Source organism: Caballeronia arvi (assembly GCF_001544695.2).
In the GTDB taxonomy this organism is placed as follows: Bacteria; Pseudomonadota; Gammaproteobacteria; order Burkholderiales; family Burkholderiaceae; genus Caballeronia; species Caballeronia arvi.
Genome location: NZ_FCOM02000002.1, coordinates 155,443 through 179,249 on the forward strand (window position 1 = coordinate 155,443; position 23,807 = coordinate 179,249).

23 protein-coding genes and 1 tRNA gene are annotated in these 23,807 nt (G+C 64.3%); 14 read left to right on the forward strand and 10 right to left on the reverse strand.

Annotated features, from left to right (window positions below; genetic code table 11):
* The first annotated feature begins 16 nt into the window (after positions 1-16).
* The gene (locus tag AWB74_RS03685) at positions 17-1,594 is read left to right on the forward strand and encodes a GDSL-type esterase/lipase family protein (RefSeq protein ID WP_061145596.1); all 1,578 of its coding nucleotides are present in this window, start codon (positions 17-19) and stop codon (positions 1,592-1,594) included.
* Between the two features lie 34 nt (positions 1,595-1,628).
* On the opposite strand, the gene AWB74_RS03690 is transcribed toward AWB74_RS03685, so the two are convergent.
* The 5 genes from AWB74_RS03690 to trxB form a co-directional block, all read right to left on the reverse strand.
* Positions 1,629-1,952: a rhodanese-like domain-containing protein gene (locus AWB74_RS03690; protein WP_061145422.1), complete on the reverse strand. Its 324-nt coding sequence runs from the start codon at positions 1,950-1,952 to the stop codon at positions 1,629-1,631.
* A gap of 53 nt (positions 1,953-2,005) precedes the next feature.
* Positions 2,006-2,659, reverse strand: a complete 654-nt coding sequence (locus tag AWB74_RS03695; protein WP_061145423.1) for a protein-L-isoaspartate O-methyltransferase family protein — start codon at positions 2,657-2,659, stop codon at positions 2,006-2,008.
* 143 nt (positions 2,660-2,802) lie between these two features.
* Positions 2,803-3,423, reverse strand: a complete 621-nt coding sequence (locus tag AWB74_RS03700; protein WP_061145424.1) for a trimeric intracellular cation channel family protein — start codon at positions 3,421-3,423, stop codon at positions 2,803-2,805.
* Positions 3,413-4,252 (reverse strand): Smr/MutS family protein, encoded by an 840-nt coding sequence (locus tag AWB74_RS03705; RefSeq protein ID WP_061145425.1) that lies wholly within the window; start codon positions 4,250-4,252, stop codon positions 3,413-3,415. Before AWB74_RS03705 ends, AWB74_RS03700 begins: the two co-directional genes overlap by 11 nt.
* Positions 4,253-4,444: 192 nt before the next feature.
* Entirely contained in the window at positions 4,445-5,440 is a 996-nt protein-coding gene (gene trxB, locus AWB74_RS03710; protein ID WP_061145426.1) for a thioredoxin-disulfide reductase, read from the reverse strand.
* Positions 5,441-5,794: 354 nt separating this feature from the next.
* On the opposite strand from trxB, the gene AWB74_RS03715 reads away from it, so the two are divergent.
* Together AWB74_RS03715 and lolA are read left to right on the forward strand one after the other, a co-directional pair.
* Positions 5,795-8,110, forward strand: a complete 2,316-nt coding sequence (locus AWB74_RS03715) for a DNA translocase FtsK (protein ID WP_061145427.1) — start codon at positions 5,795-5,797, stop codon at positions 8,108-8,110.
* A gap of 26 nt (positions 8,111-8,136) precedes the next feature.
* Complete coding sequence (gene lolA / locus AWB74_RS03720; RefSeq protein WP_061145597.1) at positions 8,137-8,817, forward strand: outer membrane lipoprotein chaperone LolA; 681 nt, start codon at positions 8,137-8,139, stop codon at positions 8,815-8,817.
* Positions 8,818-8,853: 36 nt separating this feature from the next.
* Here the strand turns inward: lolA and AWB74_RS03725 are convergent, their stop codons facing one another.
* Complete coding sequence (locus tag AWB74_RS03725) at positions 8,854-9,759, reverse strand: LysR family transcriptional regulator (protein WP_061145428.1); 906 nt, start codon at positions 9,757-9,759, stop codon at positions 8,854-8,856.
* A gap of 114 nt (positions 9,760-9,873) precedes the next feature.
* On the opposite strand from AWB74_RS03725, the gene speB reads away from it, so the two are divergent.
* Positions 9,874-10,890 (forward strand): agmatinase, encoded by a 1,017-nt coding sequence (gene speB / locus AWB74_RS03730; RefSeq protein ID WP_061145429.1) that lies wholly within the window; start codon positions 9,874-9,876, stop codon positions 10,888-10,890.
* Positions 10,891-10,893: 3 nt separating this feature from the next.
* Here the strand turns inward: speB and cytX are convergent, their stop codons facing one another.
* Complete coding sequence (cytX, locus tag AWB74_RS03735) at positions 10,894-12,213, reverse strand: putative hydroxymethylpyrimidine transporter CytX (RefSeq protein WP_061145430.1); 1,320 nt, start codon at positions 12,211-12,213, stop codon at positions 10,894-10,896.
* Positions 12,214-12,446: 233 nt separating this feature from the next.
* On the opposite strand from cytX, the gene AWB74_RS03740 reads away from it, so the two are divergent.
* The 3 genes from AWB74_RS03740 to AWB74_RS03750 all read left to right on the forward strand — a co-directional run bounded on the left by AWB74_RS03740 (position 12,447) and on the right by AWB74_RS03750 (position 15,385).
* A complete protein-coding gene (locus tag AWB74_RS03740) occupies positions 12,447-13,763 on the forward strand; it encodes a replication-associated recombination protein A (RefSeq protein ID WP_061145431.1) in 1,317 nt (438 codons plus the stop codon).
* 128 nt (positions 13,764-13,891) lie between these two features.
* Positions 13,892-15,190, forward strand: coding sequence for a serine--tRNA ligase (gene serS / locus AWB74_RS03745; RefSeq protein ID WP_061145432.1), 1,299 nt, complete (start codon positions 13,892-13,894; stop codon positions 15,188-15,190).
* Positions 15,191-15,294: 104 nt separating this feature from the next.
* A tRNA-Ser gene (locus tag AWB74_RS03750) sits at positions 15,295-15,385 on the forward strand.
* A 180-nt stretch (positions 15,386-15,565) separates the two neighbouring features.
* On the opposite strand, the gene AWB74_RS03755 is transcribed toward AWB74_RS03750, so the two are convergent.
* On the reverse strand, positions 15,566-15,916 hold the full coding sequence (locus AWB74_RS03755; RefSeq protein ID WP_061145433.1) for a hypothetical protein: 351 nt from the start codon (positions 15,914-15,916) through the stop codon (positions 15,566-15,568).
* 245 nt (positions 15,917-16,161) lie between these two features.
* Between AWB74_RS03755 and map the strand changes: the two genes are divergently transcribed.
* The 6 genes from map (at position 16,162) to AWB74_RS03785 (ending at position 20,385) form a co-directional block, all read left to right on the forward strand.
* Positions 16,162-16,944 carry a type I methionyl aminopeptidase gene (gene map / locus AWB74_RS03760; protein WP_061145434.1) on the forward strand — a complete coding sequence of 261 codons (783 nt, stop codon included), beginning with the start codon at positions 16,162-16,164 and terminating at the stop codon, positions 16,942-16,944.
* Positions 16,945-17,142: 198 nt separating this feature from the next.
* Positions 17,143-17,667 carry a GNAT family N-acetyltransferase gene (locus tag AWB74_RS03765; protein WP_061145598.1) on the forward strand — a complete coding sequence of 175 codons (525 nt, stop codon included), beginning with the start codon at positions 17,143-17,145 and terminating at the stop codon, positions 17,665-17,667.
* Between the two features lie 165 nt (positions 17,668-17,832).
* Positions 17,833-18,600, forward strand: a complete 768-nt coding sequence (minC, locus tag AWB74_RS03770; protein ID WP_061145435.1) for a septum site-determining protein MinC — start codon at positions 17,833-17,835, stop codon at positions 18,598-18,600.
* Positions 18,601-18,687: 87 nt separating this feature from the next.
* Positions 18,688-19,503: a septum site-determining protein MinD gene (gene minD / locus AWB74_RS03775; protein ID WP_061126060.1), complete on the forward strand. Its 816-nt coding sequence runs from the start codon at positions 18,688-18,690 to the stop codon at positions 19,501-19,503.
* A gap of 9 nt (positions 19,504-19,512) precedes the next feature.
* Positions 19,513-19,767, forward strand: coding sequence for a cell division topological specificity factor MinE (gene minE / locus AWB74_RS03780; RefSeq protein ID WP_061126061.1), 255 nt, complete (start codon positions 19,513-19,515; stop codon positions 19,765-19,767).
* 312 nt (positions 19,768-20,079) lie between these two features.
* Positions 20,080-20,385 carry a YXWGXW repeat-containing protein gene (locus AWB74_RS03785; protein ID WP_061145436.1) on the forward strand — a complete coding sequence of 102 codons (306 nt, stop codon included), beginning with the start codon at positions 20,080-20,082 and terminating at the stop codon, positions 20,383-20,385.
* 279 nt (positions 20,386-20,664) lie between these two features.
* Here the strand turns inward: AWB74_RS03785 and AWB74_RS03790 are convergent, their stop codons facing one another.
* The gene (locus AWB74_RS03790) at positions 20,665-20,844 is read right to left on the reverse strand and encodes a hypothetical protein (RefSeq protein WP_061145437.1); all 180 of its coding nucleotides are present in this window, start codon (positions 20,842-20,844) and stop codon (positions 20,665-20,667) included.
* Positions 20,845-21,079: 235 nt separating this feature from the next.
* Between AWB74_RS03790 and AWB74_RS03795 the strand changes: the two genes are divergently transcribed.
* Positions 21,080-22,258 (forward strand): OpgC domain-containing protein, encoded by a 1,179-nt coding sequence (locus tag AWB74_RS03795; protein ID WP_061145599.1) that lies wholly within the window; start codon positions 21,080-21,082, stop codon positions 22,256-22,258.
* 21 nt (positions 22,259-22,279) lie between these two features.
* On the opposite strand, the gene AWB74_RS03800 is transcribed toward AWB74_RS03795, so the two are convergent.
* Positions 22,280-23,584, reverse strand: coding sequence for an MFS transporter (locus AWB74_RS03800; RefSeq protein WP_061145600.1), 1,305 nt, complete (start codon positions 23,582-23,584; stop codon positions 22,280-22,282).
* Between the last annotated feature and the right edge of the window lie 223 nt (positions 23,585-23,807).

The window sequence follows — 23,807 nt, forward strand, 5'->3', positions numbered from 1 at the left end:
CGCACACGGAGGCGCAGTGAAACGACGGCTTCATACGTTCATCGGACTCGCGCTCGCTGTCTTTCTGTCGTGGCCCGACACATCGCACTATTTCGCGCAGGGCGTCATCACCAACGCACCGTGGACCGGGACTTGGGCGGCTTCGCCCGACGTCACGGGCGATCCCGGCTTCAACAACCAGACGATCCGCCACATCGTGCATACGAGCATCGGCGGCACGGCGGCGCGGCTGACGTTTTCCAACCTTTTCGGCGCGCAGCCGGTCACGCTGGGCGACGTGCATATCGCACGCCGTTCGAGCGGCGCGCGCACGGTCGCCGGCACCGATAAGCCGGTCACCTTCAATGGGCAGCCGTATGTGACGATCCCCGCGGGCGGCACGGTGCAAAGCGATGCCGTCGCGTTCGAGGTGCCGGCGCTCGCGGACCTCGCCATCAGCTTCCATGTTCCGTCGAAGACGCCGCCGCGCTCGACGGGCCACATGCAGGGCCTGCAGGACAATTACATCGCGCCCGGCGACATCAGCGCCGACACGGAGTTCAAGGCCGGCGTCGTGAACGCGGCGGGCGAGCAGTCGTACTACTTTCTGACTGGCGTCGACGTGATGAACGCTGCCGCGACGGGCGCGATCGTGACGTTCGGCGCATCGCTCACGGATGGTTTCGCGTCCACGCCCAACACGAACCGCCGCTGGCCGAACCGGCTCGCGGAACGGCTGAACCGCGCGGGCATGACGGTCGGTGTGCTGAATCAGGGCATCAGCGGGAACAACCTCTTCACGGACGGCAACGGCCAGGCCGGCATGACGCGCTTTGCCCGCGACGTGCTCGGACAGACCAACGTGAAATGGGTGATCATTTCCGACGACGCGGTGAACAATCTCATCAGCGGCGATCCGCCGACCGCGCAACAGATCATGGACGCCTATCAGCAACTCGTGTGGCAGGCGAATCAGGCGCACGTGATGGCGGTCTGCTCGACGCTCACGCCCATCGAAGGTCTGGACACGTGGACGCCGGACATCGAGAACATACGCCAGACGGTGAACGCGTTCCTGCGCGATCAGAAAAGCAGCGGTTGCGACGCCGTGCTCGATCAGGCCGCGGCGCTGGGCGATCCGCCCGGCAGCGACAGTTCGACCGCGTTCGTGCGGCTCTACAACAGCGGCGACAACCTGCATCCGAACGACGCGGGCATGCAGGCGATCGCCAATGCGGCCGATCTGTCGTGGTTCTCCGCGCTGCCGCGCACCAGTTCGGCAAGCGCGTGCGGCCGCCTCTCGATGGGAGAGGGCATCGCGATGGGCGGATCGCTTCCGGCGTGCAGCGGCAACGTGCAGTTGAGCGTGCAGGGAGACGGCTATCTCGTCGCCGTGCTGAACGGCGCGACGATCTGGTCATCGAAAGTGAGCGGCACGCCGGGCGTCCAGTTGCGCATGCAGGAGGACGGCAATCTGGTTATGTACGACAGCAGTGGTGCGGTGGTCTGGCAGACGCGCACCAACGTTCCCGGCTCGTATGCGTTGATCCAGAAGGACGGGCATCTCGTCATCTATTCGCCGCAGGGCACGGCGCTGTGGTCGAGCGCGGGTTGAACGCGGTGCGGGCGGTGGGACGACCCGATGCGGATCAGTACGTGGGAACCGCGGGATCGACCTGACGCGACCATGCATCGATACCGCCGTACAGGTTGAACATCTTCGTGAAGCCGCGCGATTCCAGGAACATCGCGACCTGGGCGCTGCGCGCGCCGTGATGGCAGATGCAGACGATCTGCGCTTCGTCGTCGAGCTCCTCGCTGCGCGCGGGGATATCGCGCATCGGAATCGACACGATGTTCGCCATCTGCGCCGTCTGGATTTCCCAGGGTTCGCGCACGTCGAGCAGAACGGGAGCGGGGCGCGAAGCATCCGCGAGCCACGCGGCGAGTTCGGGTGCGGTGAGATTTTGCATGGGGATTCCGGCAAGACGCGCCATGACCGGCCAACCGGTATCGCGCTTTCGGCTTAGAACTTGAACAGCGAAGGATGCACCGCGTTCTTCAGCGGCGCGACGAGCGTTTCGAACACATCGGACACGCGGAACTGCTTTTCGTCCACGCGCGTGATGATCTGCGCCTTCATGACCGGCGCCGCGCCGACGAACGCCGCGATGCGCCCGCCGATCTTCAGTTGCTCCAGAAATTCCTGCGGAATGACCGGCAGCCCGCCCGACACGCAGATCACGTCGTAGGGCGCGCCCTGATTCCAGCCGAGCGCGCCGTCGCCGGTGATCACGTCCACATTCGTCACGCCGTTCGCTGCCAGATTCTTCTTCGCGAAGTCGGCGAGTTCGGGTGCGATTTCGACCGTCGTCACGCTGCGGCCGCGATGCGCGAGCAGCGCCGCCATGTAGCCGGAACCCGTGCCGATTTCCAGCACGGTTTCGCCCTTGTGCACAGCAAGCTCTTGCAGGACGCGCGCTTCGACTTTGGGCGCGAGCATGCGCTCGCCGCCCGGCAGCGGAATTTCGAGGTCTGCGAAAGCGATGTTGCGGTACGCGGCGGGAACGAAGTTCTCGCGCTTGACGATCGCGAGCAGGTTCAGCACGTCCTGGTCCAGCACTTCCCACGGACGAATCTGTTGCTCGATCATGTTGAAACGCGCTTGCTCGATGTTCATGTTCTGTGTGCGTAATGACGGCCGGAGGACGACCGGAGCGGACGGCATCGCGGCCGGATGCGGGGCTAGAAAACTCCGCGATTGTAGCAAAAGGACGGGTTTTGCCGCCCGTTTCGCGCCGCGCCCGTTCGTGGCCGATGCGCCTAGTGCGGCAGCCGGATATCGAACTTGTAGGTGACGAGGCGCGCGAGCAGGATGAACGCCGTCGATGCGAGCACGTTGTAGATCGTGTCGACGTCGAGCCGGTCGAGCCCGAGATAGATCCAGCAGCCGGCGAACGCGCAGACCGCGTAAGGGCGCGAGTCGCGCAGGATCAGCGGGATTTCGTTGCAGAGCACGTCGCGCAGGACGCCGCCGAACACACCGGTCACGACGCCCATCATCGTCGCGGTGAAGGCGGGCATCTGCGCGTCGAGCGCGATCGACGTGCCCGAGACGCTGAAGAGACCGAGCCCGATCGCATCGGTGACGAGGAGCGCGCGCTGATCGAAGAGGCGCGAGGTCACGCGCAGGAAGAGCGGCGCGAAGATCGCCATCGCGAAGATGAAGAGCACGTAATCCTGATGCTCGACCCAGTAGAACGGGCGGCGCGAGAGCAGCACGTCGCGCACCGTGCCGCCGCCGAACGCGGTGACGAGCGCGACGAGAAACGCGCCGACCGCGTCGAGCCGGCGCTTGCGCGCTTCGATGAGCCCGGAGAAGGCGTACGCGAAAATCGCGAGCGCCTCCATGATGGCGATGGCGAGGCTGAGTCTAGGATGCACTGTCCGGCCCCGGATTCTGGTTCGTCGCGGGGGCTTTGTGCGGCGCTTTGTCCTGCGGATGATTGTGATGCCGCGGCGCGCCGCCCGGCTGCAGCAGCACGAGCACCGCGCCCGCGCCGCCGTCGTTTGGACGCGCCTGGCAGAACGCGATCACTTCCTGCTTCTGCACGAGCCAGGCGCGCACCTTGCCCTTCAGCACCGGCGCCTTGCCGATGGACCCGAGCCCCTTGCCGTGGATCACGCGCAGACATCGCAGGCCGCGCTTCACGGCTTCGCGGATGAACTCCGCGAGCGCCTCGCGCGCTTCCTCGCGGCGCATGCCGTGCAGATCGAGTTGCGCCTGCACGATCCACGCGCCGCGCCGCAGCTTCCTCACGACTTCCTGACTGATGCCGGGCCGGCAGTAGGACAGCGTTTCATCGATATCGAGCAGGCTTTCCGGGTCGTATTCGTCGGACAGCGCTTCCTGCAACACGGCTTCCTCGTCGCGGCGGCTTTGCAGCGGCTCGGGCGACGGCGGCACGCGCGTGATGGTCGTGCGCGGCGGCGTCCTGAGCGGCTCGACTGTGCCGATGGCCCGGCGGAACTCGTCGGCATCCGCGACGGCTTCGCGTTCCGCGCGCACCGCCGCGACGCGCTGCACTTCGCGTTTCTCCGCATCGGCTTTCAGCGCGGTTTTCAGCGACGACAGCCCCGAAAGACCATCGCGCTTCACGGCCGCGGCGAGCTCGCGCGCGTCGGCCGGTTTGCCTGCGGCGGGGGCGGTCGGGCGCGGCGCAGGTTTTTGCCGGGCTTTCGGTTCGTTGGGATGGGGAAGATTCTTCGGCATCGTTCGGCCAGCGGAAATCGTCGGGAATCGGACTTAAAGCGGACTCAAAGCGGGCGCAACGCGGCTCTGCACGCCGAAAAAGAAACGGGCCGGCGGCGCGAACCGTGGCCCGTTGTCGAACGCATGCCTTACGCGAGACGGCCGGCGTTCATTTTACCGGCTCGTCGCGCTTTGCCGGCCTCAAAACGTCGATCAGCGATCCGCTTCGTGACTCATCGAGTGCGGTGTCGGCGTCTCGTTGATGGTCTCGAGATAGCGCTGCGCATCGAGCGCGGCCATGCAGCCGGTGCCCGCGCTCGTGATCGCCTGGCGATAGACGTGATCCTGCACGTCGCCCGCCGCGAACACGCCGGCGATGCTGGTTGCGGTGGCGTCGCCGCTCGTGCCGCCCTTCGTGATGATGTAGCCGCCCTTCATTTCGAGCTGGCCCGCGAAAAGGTCGGTGTTCGGCTTGTGGCCGATCGCGACGAACACGCCCTGAAGCGCGATGTCCGTGGTCGTGCCGGATTGCGTGTCCTTGACGCGCAGGCCGGTGACGCCCGAGTTGTCACCGAGGACTTCGTCGAGCACATGGTTCCACTTGATCTCGACGACGCCTTCCTTTTCCTTCGCGAGCAGGCGGTCGATGAGGATCGGCTCGGCGCGGAACTTGTCGCGGCGATGCACGACCGTGACTTTCTTCGCGATGCCCGCGAGATAGATCGCTTCCTCGACAGCCGTGTTGCCGCCGCCGATCACCGCGACTTCGCCGTTGCGATAGAAGAAGCCGTCGCAGGTCGCGCAGGCGGACACGCCCTTGCCCATGAACGCTTCTTCCGACGGCACGCCGAGATATTGCGCCGATGCGCCCGTCGCGATGATGAGCGAATCGCACGTGTACTCGCCCGAATCGCCGATGAGGCGCATCGGACGCTCGTTGAGCTTCGCCGTGTGGATGTGATCGAAGACGATGTCGGTGTTGAACGCACGCGCGTGTTCTTCGAGACGCTGCATCAGTTCGGGGCCCTGGACGCCCGAGGGATCGCCCGGCCAGTTCTCGACGTCCGTGGTGGTCATCAGCTGGCCGCCCTGCGCGAGGCCGGTGATGAGCAGCGGAGACAGGTTCGCGCGCGCGGCGTAGACGGCGGCGGAGTAGCCGGCGGGGCCGGAACCGAGAATCAGCACTTTGGCGTGTTTGGGCGAAGACATGATGATGGTCCGTTATTGATGGTCAGCTCGGAAGCACGCGTGGCGTCTGCGATGCAGCAATATCGACGTCAACGGTGACGGCAAAAGCGCGTCGAGGCTTCCGCTGAACCGTATCTAGGTGCAAAAGGGGGATTATAAAGGCCGCTGGAAAAGCCTTCCGAATGAACCTTTCAATCGCATTGATAGGCGAAGCGCGCGGATCGGCGCAGATGACGCACCCGTGACGAGTGTTACAGGTTGCAAGAAGCCGCCCGTTTTTGCGCCTTTCACTGCAATGCAGCGTTTACAATAGGCCACCGTTCCATGCGGCCCTGCGCGAGACGCGCGTGGCCGTAAGAAAGCGACACCGAATCAATGGCCAAAGCTACTTATTCCGCGAGCCCGCAGGCATTGCCGCACCGCATGTCGCGGCTCTTCACCGAGATTCGATGGATTCTCCAGGTCGCCCTCGGACTGTTCCTCGTGATGGCGCTCCTCTCGTACAGCCGCAAGGACCCGAGCTGGACGCACGCCGTGAGCGTCGATCACTTCTCGAACTGGGCAGGGCGCGTCGGCGCGTACACGTCGGATATTCTGCTGCTCGTCTTCGGGCTGTCTTCGTACTGGCTGATCGTGCTGCTCGCGCGGCGCATCGTCGCGAATTATCGAAGAATCACGCAGCCGCCCGTCGTGGATGACGACGCGCCCAAAGATCGCACCTGGCTCGCCGAAGCCTTCGCGTTCGTGCTCGTGCTGCTCGCGAGCGACGGCATCGAGGCGCTGCGCATGTGGTCGCTCAAGGTCCAGTTGCCGCGCGCACCGGGCGGCGTGGTCGGCGACGTCGTCGCGCGTCACGTCTCGCATGCGCTCGGCTTCACCGGCGCGACGCTCTTTCTTTTGATCGCGCTCGCGATCGGCCTCTCGCTCTATTTCCGCTTCTCGTGGCTGTCCGTCTGCGAAAAAATCGGCGACGGCATCCTCAATGCCATCACCGGCGCGCAACTGCGCCGCGAAGCCGGACGCGACCGCAAGCTCGGCGAAGCGGCCGCTTCGACGCGCGAAGTCAAAGTGGTGCGCTCGCGTGAAAAGAGCGAAGAGCACGAGCCGGTGATGATCGTGCCCGCGGCGCCCGCGCCCGCGCGCTCCGAGCGCGCCGAGAAGGAAAAGCAGGTGCCGCTCTTCAAGGATCTGCCGGGCGATTCCACGTTGCCGCCGCTCGCGTTGCTCGATGCGCCGCCGAAGACGCAGGAAACCATCGCCGCCGATACGCTCGAATACACGTCGCGTCTCATCGAAAAGAAGCTGAAGGACTTCGGCGTCGATGTGAGCGTCGTGGCCGCGTATCCGGGGCCGGTCGTCACGCGCTATGAAATCGAGCCGGCGACGGGCGTGAAGGGCAGCCAGATCGTCGGTCTCGCGAAAGATCTGGCGCGCTCGCTGTCGCTCGTGTCGATTCGTGTCGTCGAGACGATTCCGGGCAAGAATTTCATGGCGCTCGAATTGCCGAACCAGCGGCGTCAGACGGTCAAGCTCTCCGAGATTCTCGGCTCCGAGGTCTACGCGAACGGCGCGTCGCCACTGACGATGGGCCTCGGCAAGGACATCGGCGGCAATCCGGTCTGCGCCGATCTCGCGAAGATGCCGCACTTGCTGGTGGCCGGCACGACGGGCTCGGGCAAGTCGGTCGGCATCAACGCAATGATTCTCTCGCTGCTCTACAAGGCGAGCGCGGATCAGGTGCGCCTCATCCTCATCGATCCGAAGATGCTCGAAATGAGCGTCTACGAGGGCATTCCGCATCTGCTGTGTCCGGTCGTCACCGACATGCGGCAGGCCGGCCACGCGCTCAACTGGGCGGTCGCGGAGATGGAACGCCGCTACAAGCTGATGAGCAAGATGGGCGTGCGCAATCTCGCGAGCTTCAACACGAAGATCGACGAAGCGAAGAAGCGCGACGAAAAGATTCCGAACCCGTTCAGCCTCACGCCGGATGATCCCGAGCCGCTCACGCGCCTGCCGAACATCGTCGTCGTCATCGACGAGCTCGCCGACCTGATGATGGTCGTCGGCAAGAAGGTCGAAGAGCTGATCGCGCGGATCGCGCAGAAGGCGCGCGCGGCGGGCATTCACCTGATTCTCGCGACGCAGCGTCCTTCGGTCGACGTGATCACCGGCCTCATCAAGGCGAACGTGCCGACGCGCATGGCGTTCCAGGTGTCGTCGAAGATCGATTCGCGCACGATTCTCGATCAGCAGGGCGCCGAATCGCTGCTCGGCATGGGCGACATGCTCTATCTGCCGCCGGGCTCGGGCTTGCCGGTGCGCGTGCACGGTGCGTTCGTGTCGGACGAGGAAGTGCATCGCGTCGTCGACAAGCTGAAGGAGCACGGCGAGCCGAACTATATCGAAGGCATTCTCGAAGGGGGTCTCGCAGGCGATGGCGACGAAGGCTCGGCGGGCGCGGGTGGAACCGGCGGCGCTGACGGCGAGTCCGATCCCTTGTACGACCAGGCGGTCGAGGTCGTCATCAAGAACAAGCGCGCGTCGATTTCGCTGGTGCAGCGGCATTTGCGCATCGGCTACAACCGCGCAGCGCGTCTGCTCGAACAGATGGAAAACTCGGGACTGGTGTCGGCGATGTCGTCGAACGGCAATCGCGAAATCCTCGCGCCGGCGCGCGACGCGGAATGACGCGGGTCCAAACGGAGAACATAACGATGAAGCAATTTACGGGGAATCCCTTTGCGAAGGCGCTCGGTGCAGCGATCCTCTCGGCGTCGATGCTCTTCGCGTCGCACGCATTCGCGAGCGGCACGGAGCAGTTGAAGGCGTTCGTGTCGCAGGTTCGCGCGGCGCGCGGCGACTTCACGCAGCAGGAAATCAAGGCGCCGGGCAAGACGAACAACGGCGCGACGTCGAACGCGGTGCCGACCAAGGGCGCGACGTCCAGCGGCACCTTCCTGTTCGCGCGGCCGGGCAAGTTCATCTGGTCGTATCAGAAGCCGTATTCGCAAGTCCTTCAGGCCGATGGCGACAAGCTCTACGTCTACGACAAGGATCTGAACCAGGTCACCGTGCGTACGCTCGGCGGCGTGCTCGGCGCGAGTCCGGCGGCGATTCTCTTCGGCAGCAACGATCTCGACAAGAACTTCACGCTGCGCGACGCGGGCGAGAAGGGTGGCATCGACTGGCTGGAGCTCACGCCGAAGTCGAAGGACACGCAGTTCGAGACGGTCGGCATCGGCTTCAAGGACGGCAATCTGCAGGCGATGGAACTGCACGATGTCTTCGGCAACGTCACGCTGCTGACGTTTTCGAATATCCAGAAGAACCCGCCGATCAAGAGCGATACCTTCAAATTCACCGTGCCGAAGGGTGCGGACGTGATCAGCGGTTGATCTTCGCGGGGCGCTGATGCAAAACAGCGCCCCGTTTCAATCGATGGCCGCGTGCGCCGCGGCCATGTCTTCCAGAAATGCATCGACGATTTCCCGTTTCGTGCTGCGTGCGCCGCGCGTGACCATCTGAAACGCGACGCGATAACGCATCGCTTGCCGGTTTAGCGGCGCGAGCAGTCCTTCCTTCACATACGGCGCGGCGAAATGCTCGGGCAGATAGCCGAGATGCCGGCCCGATAGCACGAGCATCGCGACGGCCTCCATGTTGTCCGCCACCGCGCCGATATGGCGCGGCGTGAGTTCACCGGCTTCCGGCAGCGGATAGCTGCGCCAGGCCCAGTCGTGCTCGAACGCCTGCGCGACGCTCACACGCCCGGCGCGCGCGAAGAGCGAATGCTCGCGCGCGCAGTACGCGAGTTGGTCCTCCGCGAAAATCTCCGTGTAATCGAGCGACGGCACGCGATGCCAGAAATAGCCGATCGCCATCTGAATGCGCTCCGATAGCAGCATTTCTTCGAGTTCGCCCGGCGAGCGCACCAGCACGGCGATGCGCACCGATTCGTCGCGCTGCCGGAAACGCGCGATCGCCTGACTCACGCGCGCGTTCGCGCTGACAGGCGTGTTGCCGATCATCCCGAGCGTGAGCGTGCCGACGAGCTTCTTGCCGACATTGCGCGCAGTCGAATCGAAGGTGTCGATGGCCGCGAGCAGCGTCCTGCACGCATCGACGAACTGTTCGCCGCGCGAAGTCAGCGCGAAGCCGCCGCGCCCGCGCTCGCAGAGCCGGTAGCCGAGCCGCGTTTCGAGCGTCGCGAGCTGCGTGCTGATGGTCGATTGCCCGACGTTGAGCGTCGCCTGCGCCGACGAGACGCCGCCCGCATCGACGATGGCGAGAAACACGCGGATCAGGCGCAGGTCGAGATCGGAAAGGTGAGTGAACATGGGTGACGGCGATACATCGATAAATATCGATGTTAAGTTATTTTCTTCGCCATTTCATCTTCGTCGCGGGGCGGCTATTAATGATCACGTCGCAACAAACATTCATTCGACGCCATGAATACAACTTCGCTTTTTGCGCCTTCAGAGCACTTTGATTCGCACTTTCTGGAACAGCGCGCCGAGCGCCCGCAGCCGCTCTCGGGCAATCAGATGCCGCGCTGCGGTGGCATCACGACGATGATGCGCCTGCCGCATGTCCAGTCGACCGAAGGGCTCGATGCATGCTTCGTCGGCGTACCGTTCGATCTCGGTACGTCCAACCGCACGGGTGCGCGCTTCGGGCCGCGTCAGGTGCGCGGCGAATCCGTGCTGCTGCGCCCGTACAACATGGCGACGCGCGCCGCGCCGTTCGACTCGCTGCGCGTGGCGGATATCGGCGATGTGGCGATCAATCCGTACAACCTGCTCGATTCGATCGACCGCATCGAGCGCGCGTATCACGAAATCCTGAAGCACGGTTGCAAGCCGCTCACGCTCGGCGGCGATCACACCATCGCGCTACCGATCCTGCGCGCGATTCACGCGAAGCACGGCAAGGTCGGGCTGATTCATATCGACGCACACGCGGACGTCAACGACACGATGTTCGGCGAGAAGATCGCGCACGGCACGCCGTTTCGCCGCGCGGTGGAAGAGGGCCTGCTCGATTGCTCGCGCGTCGTGCAGATCGGGCTGCGCGGCACGGGCTACGAAGCCGGCGATTTCGACTGGTGCCGGGATCAGGGCTTTCGCGTCGTGCAGACGGAAGAGTGCTGGAACAAGTCGCTCGCGCCGCTGATGGAAGAAGTGCGCGCGCAGATGGGCGACGGCCCGGTCTACATCACGTTCGATATCGACGGTATCGATCCCGCGTTCGCGCCGGGCACGGGCACGCCGGAGATCGCCGGCCTGACCGTGCCGCAGGCGCTGGAGATCGTGCGCGGCGCGCGCGGGCTGAATGTCGTCGGCGCGGATCTGGTGGAGGTCGCGCCGCCGTACGACCCGTTCGGCACGACCGCGCTGCTCGGTGCGAACCTCGCGTTCGAACTGCTGTGCGTGCTGCCGGGCGTGGAGTATCGGGCGGCGAAGTAGCGCTTACGCGTACGCGCGACGCCTGCCCGACACGAGCAGCAGATAGCACACCGCGCCGAGCGCGAGTGCGGGCAGCGTCGCGCCCAGATTCGGCAACCATTGGTTGATCGCGTGATACGCGGCAATGCCGATGCCCCACGCGATGAACGCGCTCACGTGCCAGCCGCCTGAATAGCCGTATCGGCCGCTGACATCGGCGAGCACGGCGGCGTCGATGCGCCGCTTGCGCACGATGAAGTGATCCGCCAGCACGACGCCGAAGAGCGGCGCAAACACCGAGCCGATCAGCAGCAGGAAGTTCTGATACTTGCCCATCGCGACGACGAGCGCGACCAGCGTGCACAGCGCGCCGAACGCGCACGACAACATCGGCACGCTCGCGCGCGCCCAGAATGTGCCCGTCGATACGGCAGCGGAGTGGATATCGGCGAAGGCGTTGTCGATTTCATCGATCAGGATGAGGAACAGCGCGAGGCCGCCGCCCGCCTGGGCGAGCGCGGTCGTCAGAAGCGCATCGCCGCCACCGGCCGCGAGTCCGTAGATCGCGCCGAGCGCATAGAACCACAGGTTCGCGATGCCGTAGCCGAGCAGCGTGCCGCGAAACGCGCCGCCCGCGCTCTTGCCGAAGCGCGTGTAATCGGCGATCAGCGGCAGCCACGAAAGCGGCATTGCGACGACGAGATCGATGCCCGCGCCGAACGCCATTTCGCCCGTGCCGGGGCGCGACATGAGCGCGGCGATATCGTGCTTCGCGAGCAGATTCCACGTCAGCCAGCCCGCGCCGCCGAGCAGCAGCCAGATGCCCCAGGTCCGCAGAAAGCGCCGCACGAAGGAGAGGGGGCCGCTCACCGCGAGCAGCGTCGCGAGCGCGCCGAAGATGAGCGTCCAGACGAGCGGCATCGAAAAATTGAAGGACTGTTTCGCGAGCGCATCGGCGGAATCGCGCATCACGATGATTTCGAACGAGCCCCAGCCGACGAGCTGAATCGCGTTGAGCACGGCCGGCACCGATGCGCCGCGCACGCCGAGCGTCGGCCGCAGCGACGACATCGCCGCGAGTCCCGTATCCGTGCCGATGACGCCCGCGAGCGCGAGCAACACGACGCCGAGCACCGTGCCGATGACGATCGCCACGAGCGCGTGCGGCAGCGACAATCCCGGCACCAGCAGCGCGCCCGCCTGCGCGACGAGCAGGCCGATGCCGAGCGAAAACCACAGCGCGAAGGCGTCGCTCGTACCAAACGCGCGCCGCTCGGGCGGCACCGGTGTGAGCGGCGCGTAAGTGGCGGCGTCGTTGGATTGGCCGATAGTCTCTTGCTGCATGGGTTTGCGTCCCTATATTGTCTTGCCGGGCTGAACGTGTCCGCACGCCCGGCTGTCATAATTGTCCGATTCTGCGGTCTGATTCTGCAGTCTGACTGCGCTGCGCGACAAGCTGGCCGAATGGCCGATGCCCACGCGCGCCGGAAAAGGGCAAGATTATCGCCGCGTTCGACTCAACTGCGTTCATCGAATGATGGCGCACCTTTGCGCATTCGTTGCGCCGACCCAAGCACATGTTCGAAGAAAACCGTGGCACTGTTCCGCTCGCGGAGCGCCTGCGCCCCCGCACCATCGACGACGTGATCGGCCAGAAGCACCTGCTCGGCCAGGCCAAGCCGCTGCGCGTCGCGTTCGAATCCGGCGAGGCGCACTCGATGATTCTCTGGGGCCCGCCCGGCGTCGGCAAGACCACGCTCGCGCGCTTAATGGCCGATGCGTTCCACGCGCAATTCATCTCGCTCTCGGCGGTGCTGTCGGGCGTGAAGGACATCCGCGAGGCGGTGGAGACGGCGCAGATTCATCGCGCGAACGGGCATCAGACGCTCGTGTTCGTCGATGAGGTGCATCGCTTCAACAAGAGCCAGCAGGATGCGTTCTTGCCGCACGTCGAGTCGGGTCTCTTCGTGTTCGTCGGCGCGACGACGGAAAATCCGTCGTTCGAGGTGAACAGCGCGTTGCTGTCGCGCGCGGCGGTGTACGTGCTGAAGAGTCTCGATGCCGACGAACTGAAGGAACTGCTCGAACGGGCGACGAAGGAGCTCGGCGGTCTCACGTTCACCGATGAAGCGCGCGACGCGCTCATCGGCTCCGCGGACGGCGACGGCCGCAAGCTGCTGAACAACCTGGAGATCGTCGCGCGCGCGGCGGCGCAGCAAAAGCAGACGGACGTCGACGGCGCGCTGCTCGGCACCGCGCTCGCGGAGAACCTGCGCCGTTTCGACAAGGGCGGCGACGCGTTCTACGATCAGATCAGCGCGCTGCACAAATCGGTGCGCGGCAGCAATCCGGACGCCGCGCTGTACTGGTTCTGCCGCATGCTCGACGGCGGCGCGGACGCGCGCTACATGGCGCGGCGCATCGTGCGCATGGCGTGGGAGGATATCGGGCTCGCCGATCCGCGCGCCGCGCGCATCGCGCTCGATGCCGCCGAAACCTACGAGCGGCTCGGCTCGCCGGAAGGTGAACTGGCGCTCGCACAGGCGATCATTTATCTGGCTGTCGCGCCGAAATCGAACGCCGGATACAACGCGTACAACGAGGCGCGGCGCTTCGTCGGCAAGGATCAGTCGCGCGGCGTGCCGGTGCATCTGCGCAACGCGCCGACGAAGCTGATGAAGGAGCTCGGCTACGGCCACGAATACCGCTACGCGCACGACGAGCCCGACGCGTACGCCGCCGGCGAGACCTATCTTCCCGACGGCATGCGCGATCCGCACTGGTATCAGCCGACGCCGCGCGGACTCGAGGGCAAGATCGGCGAAAAGCTCAGCCGGCTCGCCGAACTCGACGACGCCTGGCGGCGCGAACATCGCGACGACAAGAAGCGGTGAGATTCGGGCCGGCCGTTTCACTCGGGCGCACGCGGCGTTTCGCTGAGCGGTGCGCCGATTGCGCACGTCGCCCGATGACCGTGCGCTAAAATCGGCCTTTCCGAATACTTAACAAAGCATCCCCCGCCATGCTCGACATCCAACACCTCCGCAAAGACCTGGACGGCGTCGCGAAGCGCCTCGCCGATCGAGGCTACACGCTCGACGTCGCCGCGTTCGCCGCGCTCGAAGCCGAGCGCCGCGAGATCCAGACCCGCACCGAAGAACTGCAGGCGCGCCGCAACAGCCTGTCCAAGCAGATCGGCGCGATGAAGGGCCGCGGCGAGGACACGTCGGCGGTGATGGCGGAAGTGGGCGGCATCGGCGACACGATGAAGGAATCGGCCGCGAAGCTGGATGAGGTTCAGACGCGTCTGTCGGATCTGATGCTGACCGTGCCGAATCTGCCGCACGAAAGCGTGCCGGTCGGCAACGACGAGACGCAGAACGTCGAAGTGCGGCGCTGGGGCTCGCCGCGCGCGTTCGACTTCGAGGTCCGCGATCACGTCGATGTCGGCGCGCCGCTCGGACTCGATTTCGAGACGGGCGCGAAGCTGTCGGGCGCGCGCTTCACGCTGCTGCGCGGGCAGATCGCGCGGCTGCATCGCGCGCTCGCGCAGTTCATGATCGACACGCACACGGAGCAGCACGGCTATACCGAGGCGTACACGCCGTACATCGTGAATCCGGAGATTCTGTACGGCACGGGCCAGCTGCCCAAATTCGCCGACGACATGTTCCGCGTCGAGAAGGGCGGCGATGAAAATACGGTCACGCAGTACCTCATTTCGACGTCGGAAATTTCGCTGACGAACACGGTGCGCGTCAGCATCCTCGAAGCGGACGCGCTGCCGGTGAAGCTGACCGCGCATTCGCCGTGCTTCCGCTCGGAGGCGGGCTCGTACGGGCGCGATACGCGCGGCCTGATCCGCCAGCATCAGTTCGACAAGGTCGAGATGGTGCAGGTGACGTCGCCGGAACATTCCTATGCCGCGCTCGACGAGATGGTCGGCCAGGCGGAGACGATTCTGCAGAAGCTGGAACTGCCGTATCGCGTGATTACGCTGTGCACGGGCGACATGGGCTTTTCCGCGGCGAAGACGTTCGATCTGGAAGTGTGGCTGCCGGCGCAGAACACGTATCGCGAGATTTCGAGCTGCTCGAATACCGAGGCGTTCCAGGCGCGCCGGATGCAGGCGCGCTTTCGCAATGCGCAAGGCAAGCCGGAGTTCGTGCATACGCTGAACGGCTCGGGGCTGGCTGTCGGGCGCACGCTCGTCGCGGTGCTGGAGAACTTCCAGAACGCGGATGGATCGGTGACGATTCCGGCCGTTTTGCGGCCTTATATGCGCGGCACGGAACGCATCGAAGTGCCCACATCTGTTTGACGTCTATTTGCAAAAATGGGCTTGGAAAGGTCGGAAGAGTTCGATATACTTTCGTTCTTCGTTGAGCAACGACCGGCTTGACGAAGACCAGCTAGCTGGTAGCCGGAGAGGTGGCAGAGTGGTCGAATGTACCTGACTCGAAATCAGGCGTACGGTTTTCCCGTACCGTGGGTTCGAATCCCACCCTCTCCGCCAAAATCTAAAAACCCCGCAAGTCGTTAAGGCTTGCGGGGTTTTGTTTTTGGGGCTCCGGCGGGCGGAGGAAGGTGATCGATCCGGTCGAGGTTGACGTTCTAATACGGTCTATCTCCGCGCACGCGGAGGAATCGGCGCCAGCGGGCTCGGTGTGCTGCAACCCATCCCCGACGACATCCCTCAAGTCGTACACCTTGCAATATCGAACCTGAGCTCCGGCTCCGGCACCCCGCCATCATCGCTCGACGACTGCTGCACCTTCACGACCGACCCATAAACCGAAGGCGTCAGCGTCACGAGCCACGCATTCGATCCGACCAGCAACTCCGTCGAACCCTGATCGCGTCTTGTCTGCGCCGACGGAATCATCCGCTGCAGACAACTCGATATGTCCGACGCCGCCCGCGCCGACGACACATGAATCACGGGCTTTGAAGCGCGCAGTTCCGGCTCGCTCGTCGAACTGCAAGCGGCGAGGGCGGCGAGGCCCGACGACATCGCGCAAAGGAGAGCAAATCGATGCAAGGTCATAACGTTCCGGCGAATTCGAATTCGCGCCACTAAAACACAAACAGCAACACATCACAAGGGCGAACGGCCCGCGCGCCGATCGACAAGCAACGCAAGAAAGGCCCCGAAATGCAGCGCCCAAGCGGCTCTTCAGGGGGCGGCGCTTCCCGGGAGTGCTATCATCGGCCCCATTGTCCTCACGCGCCGCCTGCCGCAAACACCCGCGAAAACGCGCGCATGAGGCAGCAAACCCATCGCACTGCTCAATGGCCATCACGCTCAAGACACCCGCAGACATCGAAAAGTTGCGCATCTCCGGCCGCATGGCCGCCGAAGTCCTCGCGATGATCGCCGAACACGTCCGCCCAGGCGTCACCACCGATGAACTCGACGCCATCTGCAACCGCTTCATCGTCGACGAACTAAAGGCGATTCCCGCCAACGTCGGATACATGGGCTTTCCGAAGACGATCTGCACGTCGGTGAATCACGTCGTGTGCCACGGCATTCCCGGACCGAAAGAATTGAAGGACGGCGACATCATCAACATCGATGTCGCGATCATCAAGGACGGCTACTACGGCGACACGAGCCGCATGTACTACGCCGGCACGCCGGGCGCAGACGCCCGCCGTCTCACCGAGACCACCTACGAAGCGATGGTCGCCGGCATGCGCGAAGTGCGCCCCGGCGCGACGCTCGGCGACGTCGGCGCTGCGATCCAGAGCGTCGCGCATCGCGAAGGCTTCTCCGTGGTGCGCGAGTATTGCGGCCACGGCATCGGCCGCGTCTATCACGAAGATCCGCAAGTGCTGCACTACGGCCAGCGCGGCGCGGGCCTGCGTCTGAAGCCCGGCCTCGTCTTCACCATCGAGCCGATGATCAACGCTGGCCGCGCGGCCACGCAGCAATCACGCGACGGATGGACCGTGACGACCAAGGACCGCTCGCTTTCGGCGCAATGGGAGCACATGGTCGCCGTCACCGACGATGGTTTCGAGCTGCTCACGCCGTGGCCGGACGGCACCGGCGCATATGAAGCACCATGAGATGCACCACAAAAAGCACCGCTAGCACTGCAGGCAAGACCCGTGTGCGTTGTAAAGCACTTTCCGGGATTTAGGAATTGACGGGTTCGCCCGTTCGGTTGAAGCTATGCCAATGGCCCGCGCGCCGGACCGGCCGACAGAGCCGCACGCGCATGAGAGCCCGAAAGCCAGAGAGAAATAGTCTGCATGAGCGCACGCATGAGTCCCTCATTGACCGTCAGCCGCATCGCCGCGCAACACGGTTCGGTTTTGCGCGAGCTTCGCACCGCGTCACTGCGCGAAGCGCCCTACGCTTTCGGCGAAACGCTCGAAGATGCGCTGCTCGTCGACCCGTCGTCGTTCGACCAGACCGCCGCGCTGCACGCGAACTCGCCGCGGCTCGCGACGTTCCTGCTCTACACGGAAGGTCATCCCTGCGGCCTCGTGCATGCGTACATCGAAGAGACGCCGGAAGAGCGCGCGTTCGTGAGCGCGCTGTGGGTCGCGCCCGCCGTGCGGCATCTGCGCGGCGGCGAACTGCTCGTGAACGTCGCTTCGCAATGGCTCGCCGGGCAGGGCGCCGCCGAAGTGCATGCGTGGATCTCCGAGGAAAACCGCACCGCGATGCGCTTCTACGAACGCCTCGGTTTCGGTCCCACGGGCGACCGCCGCGCGATGCCGTCTCACGAGGAAGAAGCCGAGTCGCTCTTCGTGCGTCACATGCATGCCGAGGACGACGCCTGATACGCGTCTGACACGCATCGGTGCACGCCGTACGTTCGCTTCCCGCGTGCCCGTCGTGCGAACTTCGCGCACGCACTTCCCGCTTTCGATAGCTGAAATCGGTCCTAAAAATTATGGCCGTGTGCGACAACGCCTGTAAAATACGCAAAATTTTTGGCCGTTCTTATGTCGCTCAACAAAACGCCCTTCTTCGAACTGCGCAGCGGCTCCGTCGACACGCTTCTCTTCGTCGTCAAGACTCCCGACCTCGATGCCCTCCGCACTGAACTCACGCGGCGCTTCGAGGCGACTCCCGAATTCTTCGCAGGCGATGTCGTCGCCATCGACGTGCGCCGTCTCGCCGAACAGGACCGTCTCTCGCTCGCCGATCTCGAAGCGTTGCTGAAGAGCGTGCGCATGCGTCCGATCGGCGTGGTCGCGCTGCCGGCGCAGACGTGGGCGATTCAATGGGCGAACGAAGGCGGCCTGCCGATTCTCGAAGCGCGCGACAGACGCGGCGCACCGAAACCTTCCGCCGACGAAGCGAAGCCGAACACCGAAGCCGCCGCCGTGATCGAGGCCGCGGTCGCCAAGGAGCCGCCGCCTGCGACGCTGCCGCAACCGGCGACCATCATCGATCGTCCGCTGCGTTCGGGCCAGCAGGTCTACGCCAAGGGCGATCTCATCGTGCTCGGGCTCGTGTCGTACGGGGCCGAAGTGATCGCGGAAGGCAATATCCATATCTATGCGCCGTTGCGTGGCCGCGCGCTCGCGGGCGTGCACGGCAATCTCGACGCGCGCATCTTCTGCACCTGTCTCGAGCCGGAACTGATCTCCATCGCGGGCATCTATCGGACGACCGAGAACCCGCTGCCGGCCGACGTGCTGAGCAAAGCGGTGCAGATCTGGCTGAGCGACGAAAAACTCATGATCGAACCGCTGCGTCTGACCTGACGAGTCGAATCAACTCGCGCGCCCGATGCCCTGGCGCGCGCTCGAAGGCAACGCGAGCGGACCTATTGACGAACACAAGGTACTTGTATGGCAAAAATCATTGTGGTGACTTCGGGGAAGGGCGGCGTCGGCAAGACGACCACCAGCGCGAGCTTCGCATCGGCGCTCGCATTGCGCGGCCACAAGACGGCCGTGATCGACTTCGACGTCGGTCTGCGCAATCTCGACCTCATCATGGGTTGCGAACGCCGCGTGGTGTACGACCTGATCAACGTCATTCAGGGCGAAGCGAATCTGCATCAGGCACTCATCAAGGACAAGAAGTGCGAGAACCTCTACATCCTGCCGGCCTCGCAGACGCGCGATAAGGAAGCGCTCACGCTCGAAGGCGTCGAGAAGGTCATCAACGAGCTGGTCAAGATGGACTTCGAGTACATCGTCTGCGATTCGCCGGCGGGTATCGAATCCGGTGCGCTGATGGCGATGCACTTCGCCGACGAAGCGCTCATCGTGACCAATCCGGAAGTGTCGTCGGTGCGCGACTCGGACCGCATTCTCGGCATTCTGTCGTCGAAGACGAAGCGCGCGATCGAAGGCAAGGAACCCGTCAAGGAACATCTGCTGATTACGCGCTACAACCCGAAGCGCGTTTCCGAAGGCGAGATGCTGTCGCTGTCGGACATCCAGGAGATTCTGCGCATCGATCTGATCGGCGTGGTTCCGGAATCGGAAGCGGTGCTGCATGCATCGAACCAGGGCTTGCCCGCAGTGCATCTGGACGGCACGGATGTCGCCGAATCGTACAAGGACGTGGTGTCGCGTTTCCTCGGCGAGGAGAAGACGTTGCGCTTCACCGATTATCAGAAGCCAGGTCTGTTGCAACGCATCTTCGGCACCAAGTAAGGGGACGCAATGTCGATTCTTTCGTTTTTGCTGGGCGAGAAAAGAAAGTCCGCTTCGGTCGCGAAGGAACGCTTGCAGTTGATCATTGCGCACGAGCGCGCGGGTGGCAGAGCCGCCGCCGATTATCTGCCGGCGTTGCAACGGGAACTCGTTGCCGTGATTTCGAAGTACGTGAAGATTTCCGATGACGATATTCGAGTGAGCCTCGAACGTCAGGACGACCTCGAAGTGCTGGAAGTGAAGATCGAGATTCCGCAGGCCTGATGTCGAGCGGCGCGTGGCACGCGCGCCGCGTTTTTCGAAAGAGCCAGAATCACGCGATTCCGGCTCTTTTGGTTGGTGCGTTATCGTTTGCGCGGCGCTTCTTGCGCTTGAATCGTCGCCGCGAACCCGCTGTGACACTCGTCTGACGTTCATCCACAAACCGTTCCAGATTCGGCCTCATTGATCGGTCGTGCGCGTCATCGCTCGCACGCCTCTGCGCATTGGAAAGATACGCGGGCGTTTTTTAGTCCGCGAAGCCTTCATCCGCGCGCCACGCGCGCGTTCAATGTATTCAGAGATACGAGGTCGATCATGAAACTGTCTATTCGCCATCTGCTCGCTCAGGCCGCGCTGGTCGTCGCCGGCGTCGTGACCATGTCCGGCGCTTTCGCCGACGTGGTGATCGTCGCGCCGAGCGCTCCGCCCGCGCCGCGCTACGAGCCGGTTCCGCCGCCGCGCGTCGGCTTCGTCTGGGACGGCGGTCACTGGAACTGGGAAGGCCGCTATGTGTGGGTACCGGGCCACTGGATCGAGGCGCGGGCGGGCGCGCGCTGGGCGCCAGGCGTGTGGGCGCCGTTCCGCGGGCAGTATCGCTACGTTCCGGGCCACTGGATCTGATTCGCGCGGTAATTGCGCTTCGTCGTCGTCGCTCAACGGCGATGACGAACGTGCAGACAAACGCAGGGCCAGAAAAAAAGAACAGGCGCGAGGCTTTCGCCGGGCGCCCAAGAAACGCTCCCGCAATGAGCAGGAGCGGAGAGGAGAAGTGAGCCGTACGTCAGGCCCGAAATACGAGCCACACGAACCGCAACACATGCTCAGAGTGTGCGCTCCGGGGAAAGTTCAACCGATTCGAAATTTTTTTAGATCCGACGTGCGCAGCCGACGTCGACGGCGTCATGCGGTCAGGACTTCGAACGCGAGCACCGCCAGAATCGCGCCGACGTTTGCCAAGATGGCTTCGAAGAGCACGCCACGCCAGGTCGCCGGACGGATTTTCACCGCGAGCAGCAGCGCTGTCGAAAGCGCGATCGCGATGATCGCGACGAGATGAGAACTCTGCAAGTGAATGTGCATGACGGCTTCCCGTGCGCGGTCCAGGTTTCAAGCGTCGTTTGTCGAACTTCTTTCGAGCTCGTCTAATGGAAGTGGACAGAAAAGTCATTTTCCCGCCAGCTTGTCGACTGGCATCGAGTGTTAATTTAAATAGCCGCTGATTCAGGGAATTTTCTTTTCGGCATAGGTACAAACCCCGCATGTGCGCACGCCGATCAGGCGCGCCGAAACCGCAGGTTCGTGGAGCATTCGCCAGATGACTTCCCCGACACGTTCTCTCGAAGTCGATTTCTTTCGTGGAATCGTGCTGCTCATTATCGCGGTGGACCATATAACGGGAAGCGTGCTATCGCGCTTTACGCTGCATCAATACGCATTTTGTGATTCCGCCGAAGTATTTGTGTTTCTCGGAGGTTATGCGTCGGCGGCGGCTTATACGGCGCTTGCGACTCGCCGTAACGTTTCAGCCGCCCGCCGACGCTTTTTCAAACGCAGCTGGGAAATCTATCGCGCGTACCTGTTCACGGCGTTTCTCATGCTGATCGGCGGCGGCCTGCTGATGGCGCTCAAGGTCGATACGCCGATGGTCCAGTACACCGAGTGGCCCAACTTTCTCGCGCGTCCGTTCGGCCTCGTCGCCGATATCGCGTTGTTACGCCAGCAGCCGTATCTCTCGGCGGTGCTGCCGATGTACTCCGTGTTCGCGCTCGCCGTCCCGGTGATCGTGCCGCTCGCGCAGAAGCGGCCGGTCGTCGCCCTGTTCGGCAGCTTGCTCGTGTGGCTCGCGGCGATGCCGCTGCTGCGTTTCCTCCCCGGCACCTACGGCGAAGCGTGGTCGTTCAATCCATTCGCATGGCAGTTGATGTTCATGACCGGCGTGCTGGCGCGCGTGCAACCGATCAGCGACGACTTCCACGCCGGCAAAGTCGCGCGCTGGCTGACGGCGGGCGCGATCGCGCTCGCGCTGACGTTCGCGTTCTCCAAGCTCTTCCTCGAAACGCAGGCGCCGCCGGGATACATGAAGCAGAATCTCGCGACGCTGCGCATCGTGAGCTTCGCGGCCATCGCGTGGGTGGTCGCGCGTGCGGTCTATGCGGGCTGGATCGCGAGGCTCGCGCGCAAGCTGCCGGGCATCGTGACGATCGGGCAGCAAGGGCTCGTGTGCTTCATCGCGGGCACGTGTGTATCGCTCGTGCTGGATTCGGCGTTGCGCGCGATGGGCGTGCTCGGACTCGGGCGCTATCCGTCGCACTGGATTCTCGGGCTCATTGCCGATGGCATCGCGATCGTGAGCCTGCTCGCGCTCGCGCGCTTCTGGGCGGACCGCAAGGCGGCGAAGGCGGCGCGCGCAAAAGGCGTCGGGATGCCGACGCCTCGCCTTCCCGTCATGAAGGGACCGCTGCCCGCTCATGCGAGCAACCGGCGCGATCGCTGAGCGCGCCGGTTCGTTCCTGCTTCACTCCAGCGCGATATGCCGCGTCTCGCGCATGCACAGCACGGCGATGAGGCTCACCGCCGCCGCCGCCGATACATAGCCGCCGACCCACGCGAGCCCGCCGCGATTGGCGAGCAGTTGCGCGATATACGGCGCCACCGATGCGCCCAGAATCCCGCCGAGGTTATACGCGACGCCCGCGCCCGTGTAGCGCACGTTGGTCGGAAAGAGCTCGGGCAGGAGCGCGCCCATCGGCGCGAAGGTGACGCCCATCAGGAAGAGCTCGATCGTCAGAAAGAGCGCCACCTGGATCGTGTCGCCGCTGCCGAGCAGCGGAGCCATCGCGAAGCCGGACAGAATCGCGGCGACGCAGCCGACGACGAGCACCGGCTTGCGCCCGAAGCGGTCGCTCGCGATGGCCGAGATCGGCGTCGCGATCGCCATGAACAGCACGGCGAAACACAGAAGGCCGAGAAACGTCTCGCGCGCGAAATGCAGCTTGGCGACGCCATACGACAGCGAGAACACCGTCGAGATATAGAAGAGCGTGTAGCAGACGACCATCGCGAACGCGCCGAGCAGCGTCGGCGCGAGATGGCTGGACAAGAGCGTCGCGACCGGCACCTTCACGCGCTCGTGACGCTCGACGGCCGTGCGGAACGCCGGCGTTTCCGCGATCTTCAGACGCACGTAGAGGCCGAGCGCGACCAGCACCGCGCTCACGATGAACGGCACGCGCCAGCCCCAGCTGCGGAACTGCTCATCGGAGAGCGAGACCGCGAGTCCGAAGAACAGTCCGTTCGATGCAAGAAAGCCGATCGACGGCCCGAGCTGCGGGAACATGCCGAAGAGCCCGCGCTTGCCTTGCGGCGCGTATTCGGTGGCGAGCAGCGCGGCGCCGCCCCATTCGCCGCCGAGCCCGATGCCTTGCCCGAAGCGCAGGATGCACAGCAGGATCGGCGCTGCGCTGCCGATCGAATCGTAGCCGGGCACGAAACCGATGAGCGTCGTCGAGACGCCCATCACCAGCAGCGAGGCGACGAGCGTCGATTTGCGGCCGATGCGGTCGCCGAAATGGCCGAACAGAAACGAGCCGATCGGCCGCGCGAAGAACGCGATGCCGAACGTCACGAACGCGGAGAGCGCCTGCGCGGCGGGTGAATCGTGCGGAAAGAACACCGGTCCGATGACGAGCGCGGCGGCGGTCGCGTAGACATAGAAATCGTAGAACTCGATCGCGGTGCCGATGAAGCTCGCGAAAATCACGCGCGACGCGCTTTGAGATCCGTCGCCGGGCTTTGCGTCGGAAAGCGAGGGTGCAGCCATAGCCATCTCCGTTGTCGTGTTGCCTTTGTGCGAAGCATTGTCGCGCGCATCGCCGGGCAAGGGCGACGGAAATGTCGGGCGATTGGGTCGCCGGGCGCGCGTCAGCTTTTTGTAGGGATTGCGATGCGATGAGACTCAACGACGCGAGTAGCGCGTGTGATGACGGCGCAGTCGGACTGCGCCCGGCGCTTCGCCGACGCGCGGGATGGGCACGAGGCGAAGG

What these genes read in the sequence shown, in the direction of transcription:
- AWB74_RS03690 (WP_061145422.1), bottom strand. Translation starts at nt 1,952, where the DNA reads ATGCAAAATCTCACCGCACCCGAACTCGCCGCGTGGCTCGCGGATGCT.
- AWB74_RS03695 (WP_061145423.1), bottom strand. Translation starts at nt 2,659, where the DNA reads ATGAACATCGAGCAAGCGCGTTTCAACATGATCGAGCAACAGATTCGT.
- AWB74_RS03705 (WP_061145425.1), bottom strand. Translation starts at nt 4,252, where the DNA reads ATGCCGAAGAATCTTCCCCATCCCAACGAACCGAAAGCCCGGCAAAAA.
- trxB (WP_061145426.1), bottom strand. Translation starts at nt 5,440, where the DNA reads ATGTCTTCGCCCAAACACGCCAAAGTGCTGATTCTCGGTTCCGGCCCC.
- AWB74_RS03715 (WP_061145427.1), top strand. Translation starts at nt 5,795, where the DNA reads ATGGCCAAAGCTACTTATTCCGCGAGCCCGCAGGCATTGCCGCACCGC.
- lolA (WP_061145597.1), top strand. Translation starts at nt 8,137, where the DNA reads ATGAAGCAATTTACGGGGAATCCCTTTGCGAAGGCGCTCGGTGCAGCG.
- AWB74_RS03725 (WP_061145428.1), bottom strand. Translation starts at nt 9,759, where the DNA reads ATGTTCACTCACCTTTCCGATCTCGACCTGCGCCTGATCCGCGTGTTT.
- speB (WP_061145429.1), top strand. Translation starts at nt 9,874, where the DNA reads ATGAATACAACTTCGCTTTTTGCGCCTTCAGAGCACTTTGATTCGCAC.
- cytX (WP_061145430.1), bottom strand. Translation starts at nt 12,213, where the DNA reads ATGCAGCAAGAGACTATCGGCCAATCCAACGACGCCGCCACTTACGCG.
- AWB74_RS03740 (WP_061145431.1), top strand. Translation starts at nt 12,447, where the DNA reads ATGTTCGAAGAAAACCGTGGCACTGTTCCGCTCGCGGAGCGCCTGCGC.
- serS (WP_061145432.1), top strand. Translation starts at nt 13,892, where the DNA reads ATGCTCGACATCCAACACCTCCGCAAAGACCTGGACGGCGTCGCGAAG.
- AWB74_RS03755 (WP_061145433.1), bottom strand. Translation starts at nt 15,916, where the DNA reads ATGACCTTGCATCGATTTGCTCTCCTTTGCGCGATGTCGTCGGGCCTC.
- map (WP_061145434.1), top strand. Translation starts at nt 16,162, where the DNA reads ATGGCCATCACGCTCAAGACACCCGCAGACATCGAAAAGTTGCGCATC.
- AWB74_RS03765 (WP_061145598.1), top strand. Translation starts at nt 17,143, where the DNA reads ATGAGTCCCTCATTGACCGTCAGCCGCATCGCCGCGCAACACGGTTCG.
- minC (WP_061145435.1), top strand. Translation starts at nt 17,833, where the DNA reads ATGTCGCTCAACAAAACGCCCTTCTTCGAACTGCGCAGCGGCTCCGTC.
- minD (WP_061126060.1), top strand. Translation starts at nt 18,688, where the DNA reads ATGGCAAAAATCATTGTGGTGACTTCGGGGAAGGGCGGCGTCGGCAAG.
- minE (WP_061126061.1), top strand. Translation starts at nt 19,513, where the DNA reads ATGTCGATTCTTTCGTTTTTGCTGGGCGAGAAAAGAAAGTCCGCTTCG.
- AWB74_RS03785 (WP_061145436.1), top strand. Translation starts at nt 20,080, where the DNA reads ATGAAACTGTCTATTCGCCATCTGCTCGCTCAGGCCGCGCTGGTCGTC.
- AWB74_RS03790 (WP_061145437.1), bottom strand. Translation starts at nt 20,844, where the DNA reads ATGCACATTCACTTGCAGAGTTCTCATCTCGTCGCGATCATCGCGATC.
- AWB74_RS03795 (WP_061145599.1), top strand. Translation starts at nt 21,080, where the DNA reads ATGACTTCCCCGACACGTTCTCTCGAAGTCGATTTCTTTCGTGGAATC.
- AWB74_RS03800 (WP_061145600.1), bottom strand. Translation starts at nt 23,584, where the DNA reads ATGGCTGCACCCTCGCTTTCCGACGCAAAGCCCGGCGACGGATCTCAA.